Genomic DNA, 6493 nt, shown 5'->3' with positions numbered 1-6493 from the left:
CCGACCGTTTCCAACAGTTCTCGCGCGGCAGTGCCGTTCGGCGCGTAGTTGCGCCCGAACGTGCGGATCATCATGAGCACTGGCGGCAGCAGCACGGTGATCAGCACCAGACCTAGCGGTGGCACCGGACGCGTTTCCTTCGCTTCCGCCGGGGACGCGGGCGCGAACAGTGCGTCGCCCGGCGTGACCGGCAGGAAGCGCATCACGAATGCGGTAAAAACGGGCCCCGACAGAATCGCCATGGGAACGGCGACGATCAGGCCGTAGAAGATCGTGCGGCCTGCGTCGGCGTGCAGGGCGGCGAGCGCGAGCGTCGGCGACGGATGCGGCGGCAGCAGGCCGTGAGACACGTAAAGGCCCGCGGCCATCGGAATGCCAACGGCCATCAGCGGACTTTTTGTGCGATTCGCGATCGCGTAGACGAGCGGCACGAGCATCACGAAGCTGACATCGAAGAGATGGGGTAGGCCGATCAGCAGCGAGGCCGCGCAAATCGCAGCGGGAATCCAGCGCTTCGAGCCGAGCCCGATGAAGGTGTTGGCGATGCGGTCGGCACCGCCTGATTCGAGCAGCAGGCCGCCGAGCATAGTGCCGAGACCGACGACCAGTCCGACCGAACTCAGGATGCCGCCGAAGCCTTTTTCGAAGCTCTTGATGACGGCGGTGGGCGCGAGTCCGGCCGCGCTGCCGAGGAAGCCGGCCGTGAGGATCAGCGCGAGAAACGGGTGCATCTTGAGCCGCGTGATGAGCAGCACAAGCAGCACGATGGCAATGGCCGGCGCGATCAATGGGTATAGCGATGGCTGCATGGAAACTCGTCAGGTTTGGCTGTGGCCGCCTTTTGAAGGCAGTGCTCGTTTGGCATACCAACTTGAAAGACTGCGAGCGGGTATCGGCTGTTCGGCAAACCTGATCAGATGCCTTGCAGATACGTCGCGAGTCCCTTTAAAAACGGGCATGTGCGAGCGAATTGAGCATTCTCAAGAGTGTCTGCGTGCGTAGCTTTTATCTCGATCGCCGCTGCCAAAAGGCCGAATGTTCGTCTTCGTTATAAGTGGTATACCAGAATTTAACTGGATGTCAGATCATGGTCAAGTACGGGATAACACCCATGACAGCAGCGGCGGTAAGGCCTGTCGACTCCTCGCCACCCTTTGGTAAAGTGGCATACCGATCTACGATAGCTGGTGAAACCAGAGAGAAACGGGACGACCAGATGACAGATTTCGAAGACGAACAAGAGGTACTCGAGGGCGGCGATCCGACCGACGAACTGCTGTCGATGCAGATCGCCCAACGCTTGCGCACGCTGATCGCCACGGACGAACTGAAGCCCGGTGAACGTTTGCGCGAACGCACGCTTGCCGAACGGCTGGATGTGTCCCGCACACCGCTAAGGGAAGCGCTGAAGGAACTGGCGGGCGACGGACTCGTCGTCGTGCTGCCCAAGCGCGGCGCGGTCGTGGCGAAACTAAGCCCAGCGCAGATTGCCGAAAAACTGGATGTTCTCGGCGTGATTGAGGCGTTTGGCGGTGAGACCGCCTGTCGGATAGCCTCGGACGCAGAAATCGCCGAAATACGGGCGCTGCATCACGAGATGCATGCCGCGTATGAACGGCGTGACCGGATGAATTACTTTCGCCTCAATCAGGCGATTCACACGAGCATCATCGCGGCGGCGAAGAATTCGACGCTACAGCAAGTTCATGAACGGTTGAACCGCCAGCTTTACCGCTATCGGTTCCAGGGAAGCGTGACGTCGGAGACGTGGCATACCGCGATCGATGAGCACGAGCAGATCGTGAGGCTGCTGTCGGCGCGTGATGGCGCGAAACTGGGAGAGTTTTTAAGGCGGCATGTTCATAGCACATGGGAGCAATTGCCGCAGGACGAAGGCGATGAAGTCGAGGAGAAGCCGAATGCGACGGAGGATTAGAGCGATGTTGAAAGGAGTCGATGGGAAATGCGCGGGCGATCCTAGCGGATGCGGCTCGGCTCGGTCCGCTTTTCTTGAATCTACATAGCTAATGAACTATCGAGAGCCGAGACCATTTGTCGCGTATGCAATTGCGTGGTCGGCTTCGAAGATGTAATCGAGTGCGTCGAAATTGCGTCCACGCTTGTGCGGGGACACCTCGCTTTCGACGATGAGGCTGGCTGCATAGGCCGCTGGGTAACGCTCGAACTGCCGCCAAGACGTCGTATCGTTTGTATGCATTTACGTTTAGGTCGGTGAGTCCTTTTCTTCGGGGGAGGCGACGTTCAGGTGGCGACCGTGCACGGGTAGGCAACGGAGATCCGACGGCAGCTTTGGCACTTGCACACGCTACGATCGTGATCGTTTTCCGAGTCGAAGTGCACGATGATAAACATACGCACCCGCCGGTCAGCGGGCGGCATATTAGACAGTTTGCTTATGGCCGGGTCTGCCAGCGTAGCATCGGGTGTGTTCCGCCCGCGGGCATTACCCAGGTACCAGTCGAGCCAAAGTCCCACGTCGGTCCATAGTTCGACGCGACGCTCATCTGCGCGGTCGTGAAACCGTTCTTGTCGGGAACCGGCGTGCCGTTGATCACGCCCTGTGGAGCGGTGGTGGTCTGCGCATTCCAGAAGACGTTGTTGCCGATCGTCCCGCTGTTATTGAGCGCAATACCGCCGCCATCCGGCGGGAACGAATTCAGATTGAAGGGCGACGTGGAGAAGGATTCGCTGATCGTACCGGAATTGCTGCCCGCAATGCCTCCGGCGGAGACCACTGATGCGCTCGCGGTCGAATAGGATTGCGTGATTGTCCCATTGTTGGTGGCAACGAGACCGCCCGCATAGGAGCGCGACCCGCCGCCGATATTGCCTGCCGCGAACGACTGAACGATCAGCCCGTTGTTGATCACCGCGAGACCGCCGACCGCGTCCATCCCGAACACGCTTGCGGTGCTCGACGAACGCTGAATGGTGCCGTCGTTGCGTGCCACGAGCCCAGCGGACCCCGACCCGTCCCAGCTTTGGGATGATGTGCCCGAGCTATGGGAGTAGCTGATGAGCCCCTGGTTCAGGCCTGCGAGGATGGCAACTGGCCCCGAGTACCAGCCGTTTGCGTACGCGTTCTCCACACCGAGGTTACGCACCACGCCTCTGGTACCAATTACGCCGAACAGCGCGAGATAGGTTTGCGAATCAGCGGCGACCTGCAGATTCACATTGCGGATCGCGTGACCCATGCCGTCGAACTGGCCTGTGAAGGCTGCATTGGTCGCACCACCCACGCCGCTGAACGCCGCGCTCGACCCGGAAAAATCGATATCTTTGCCGAGCGCGTACGTGCCCGCGAGATTGTTCGATACGTTCTGCAGATCCGCCACGGTATTGACGAGCCGATACGCGGTGAGTTGCGAGCGCAAGCCGCTGAACGGCGCCGGGACCCATGCGTTGTTGAGCTTGACGGTCCCACCGGTGTACGTGCCGTTCGAGTCGACGAGCGCCGCTATGACACCCGTTCCACGCGACCAGTCGATCGTGCCGCGATTCGTGACGCTTGCGCCGTTGTTGTTCCCTTGCGAATCGGCGCGTAGGGTCAGGTTACCGGCGCCGGTGTTGCCGACAGTCGCGAGCGGGCCGATTGTGACCGAGCGCCGCGCATTGAGCGTGAGCGACGCGTTACCGGTCCATCGCAACGTCGACAGCACGTTAATGTCGCCGCTCGTAGCCGTCGTGTTGACCGATATCGACGTTCCGCCCGACAATGTTCGCGCAAGCACGGCCACGGAAAGTGGGCCGGCCGAATAAGCGGGCGTCGTGATGTTCCACTGCGAAGCGTGGATGTTCACGGTATCGAATTGCAAGCCTGTACCGTTCACGTCGAGCGTGCCGACGCCGCCGTTCGCATTCGACGTCACGATGTTGCCCTGCGCGCTCACTGCGCCGCGATCCGCGACAAGCCACACGTGACCGTCGCGAGTGGCGGTGCCCGTCGCGCGCAATTGGCTGTTACGGCCGGCGAGCGCGAAGACGTTGCCGTCGGCCGCTTGCAGGCTGACCTGTGCGGCATCGATCGTGCCGGTGTTTGACGTGCTGCCGTGGCTGCCGGTCTGGACGAACACTTGAGGTCCGCTGGCGCTATCGTGCAGCAGCACCTGAGTGCCAGCGGCAAGTTCGGCCGTTCCCTTGGGCGCACTGATCTGGCCTTGATTATCGACACGATCGCGGGCGATCAAGAAGACATCGCCGCCGCTCGAACTGATCTTGCCGAGATTAACGACGACACCATTGCCGCCGCCTTTGAGCGTCAGGTCGCCGCCGGCCATGAACGCGGCGGAATCGACGGCGAGGCCTGAGGCCACGAAGCGCCCGCCCGTCGATACGACACCGCTGGACCCGATGACAACGCCCTGCGGGTTGATCAGATAGGCGCTACCGGTTGCGCTGAGTGCGCCGTCGATCGCTGAGAGGCTGCTACCCGTCACGCGATTGAGCGTTGCTCCGGTGCCGTTGTTAATGACGACGCTGTTGCCGTTGCCGATCGAGAAGCTGTTCCAGTCGATCACGCCACGCGATGAAGTCTGTGACACGCGCACGGAGCCCGCTTGCGTCGCGATCGAGCCTTGCCCTGCTGTGAAATGTCCGCCTTGGGGGAGGGGTCCCGCTGCGAGCGCACCTGAACTGCATGCTACAACCGCTGCGATTGGCGTCAGGGCGATTCGGTATCGATACGGACGCTTTCTAAGTGCAACGGTCGGGACTTGTGCTTGGATCGAATGCATGTTTCACCTAAAAGCAAAAGTCGTGTTCACATCTTCGGGCGCCGATGCCGCAGTCGAGCCGCAATTTCGGCTAGAAGATCATGCACTGCGCAATCCTCTGGCGTCAACCAACTTCAAATAAGTGTGCGCCATTATGCGAAACGATAAGGTTGAGGCTACAAGCTGGAGCTTTATCAAGACAAGCGGGGGGAAGGGCATCACGCCTTCATGTCAGTGACAGTGCGGTAAAATCTTTCTCGAAGGCGGCGGGGTAATAAGGCGAGGAGATGCCGAATAGGTTTGCGGCCGTGCTAGGCCCTAGAAACCGGATGGCCAAGATCTTGACACGGGACGGACCTTCGTCAACAGACGCCTGGCGCCGACCGTTGGCTGAGTTATCTTTGATGCCGGCAAGGGATCAGGGCTGCGACGCGCCGCACATTCGGTATGCGGTAAGCGGTGCCGACGCTCGGCTGCGGTGGCGATTTAAGAACGGCCTCGCGGGCAGATCCAAGAAGGTAAGGGAGCGGCTCGACAATCGATTCCTGCCATTCGTGGGACAGAGCAATCAATGGGCAGCTGATGCGGGACGGTATCATGCTCGAGCGAACACGGATGATATGTTAAGGAACCTCTGCAGAACCCCTTTTTATAGTGACGATAAGGAGTACTATTAGTGGAGCAATGACTTGGGGGCATCACGATGACGCAACTTCATCTCGGCTTGAATCTGTCAACCAAGCGCACGCGTAAGCGGGAGTTTCTGGACGAGATGAGGCAAGTGGTGCCGTCGTCGAGGCTGATTGCATTGATCGAGCCGCATTATCCGAAGGGGAAGACCGGTCGTCCGCCATTTCCGGTGGCGACGATGTTGCAGATTCATTTCATGCAACAGTGGTTCGGTCTGTCGGATCCAGCGATGGAAGAAGCCCTTTACGATGTCCCGCTGTATCGCGAATTCGCGGGCCTCGATGGAGGAATGACCCGTCTCCCAGACGAAACGACCATCTTGCGGTTTAGGCACTTGCTCGAAGCGCATGGTGTCGCTGCGCAGATCCTGGCGGTCGTCAATGAAATATTGAGCGACAAGGGATTGATGCTTAAGGCGGGTTCGGCTGTGGACGCCACGTTGATCGCAGCGCCTAGCTCGACCAAGAACGGCTCCGGCACACGCGACCCCGAAATGCAGTCGACCCAGAAAGGCCGTAACTGGTACTTTGGCATGAAAGCGCACGTGGGCGTGGACGCGGAGTCTGGCTTGGTTCACACGGTCATCGGCACGGCGGCTAACGTGCACGACATCAATGCCGCCCATGCGTTGTTGCACGGCGAAGAAACGGATGTTTATGCCGACGCCGGATATCAAGGCATCGAAAAGCGTGAGCAAACGGGCTCGGCTCGATGGCATGTTGCGATGCGGCCCAGCAAGCGAAGGAAATTGAACTTGAAGGACCCTGTCGATGCGATATACGACACGATCGAACGACTGAAGGCCGGCATTCGTGCGAAGGTCGAACATCCGTTCCGAATTCTCAAGCGACAGTTTGGCTACGTGAAGACGCGATACCGGGGGTTGGTAAAGAACACCGCTCAGATCACCACGTTATTTGCGTTGGGCAATTTATGGATGATGCGTAAAGCGCTGCGCAAAGCGTAAAAGATGCCGCGCACGATGAACTTGGGGGGTGTCCCGAATTTTGTGTAAACAGGTTGTGGTTTAACGGGGCATCAGCCTGTCCTCGAACTGGATAGTAAAG

4 protein-coding genes are annotated in these 6493 nt (G+C 59.6%); 2 read left to right on the top strand and 2 right to left on the bottom strand.

The annotated features are described in order from the left end of the window. A partial coding sequence (locus AWB81_RS39425; protein WP_235026157.1) for a GntT/GntP/DsdX family permease occupies positions 1–809 on the bottom strand: 809 nt, incomplete at its 3' end. Positions 810–1111: 302 nt separating this feature from the next. Between AWB81_RS39425 and AWB81_RS39420 the strand changes: the two genes are divergently transcribed. Next, on the top strand, positions 1112–1936 hold the full coding sequence (locus AWB81_RS39420) for a GntR family transcriptional regulator (RefSeq protein ID WP_200822623.1): 825 nt from the start codon (positions 1112–1114) through the stop codon (positions 1934–1936). Between the two features lie 478 nt (positions 1937–2414). Here AWB81_RS39420 and AWB81_RS39415 read toward each other — a convergent pair whose 3' ends face one another. After that, positions 2415–4757 carry a beta strand repeat-containing protein gene (locus AWB81_RS39415; RefSeq protein ID WP_062643677.1) on the bottom strand — a complete coding sequence of 781 codons (2343 nt, stop codon included), beginning with the start codon at positions 4755–4757 and terminating at the stop codon, positions 2415–2417. Between the two features lie 682 nt (positions 4758–5439). On the opposite strand from AWB81_RS39415, the gene AWB81_RS39410 reads away from it, so the two are divergent. Continuing rightward, on the top strand, positions 5440–6393 hold the full coding sequence (locus tag AWB81_RS39410) for an IS5 family transposase (RefSeq protein WP_062643675.1): 954 nt from the start codon (positions 5440–5442) through the stop codon (positions 6391–6393). Positions 6394–6493: the final 100 nt, after the last annotated feature.

The sequence above is a fragment of the Caballeronia arationis genome, assembly GCF_001544975.2.
Taxonomy (GTDB): domain Bacteria; phylum Pseudomonadota; class Gammaproteobacteria; order Burkholderiales; family Burkholderiaceae; genus Caballeronia; species Caballeronia arationis.
The sequence above is the reverse complement of the archived record's forward strand: the minus strand, read 5'-3'. Positions and strand labels throughout refer to the sequence as shown.

What these genes read in the sequence shown, in the direction of transcription:
- AWB81_RS39420 (WP_200822623.1), top strand. Translation starts at nt 1,112, where the DNA reads ATGACAGCAGCGGCGGTAAGGCCTGTCGACTCCTCGCCACCCTTTGGT.
- AWB81_RS39415 (WP_062643677.1), bottom strand. Translation starts at nt 4,757, where the DNA reads ATGCATTCGATCCAAGCACAAGTCCCGACCGTTGCACTTAGAAAGCGT.
- AWB81_RS39410 (WP_062643675.1), top strand. Translation starts at nt 5,440, where the DNA reads ATGACGCAACTTCATCTCGGCTTGAATCTGTCAACCAAGCGCACGCGT.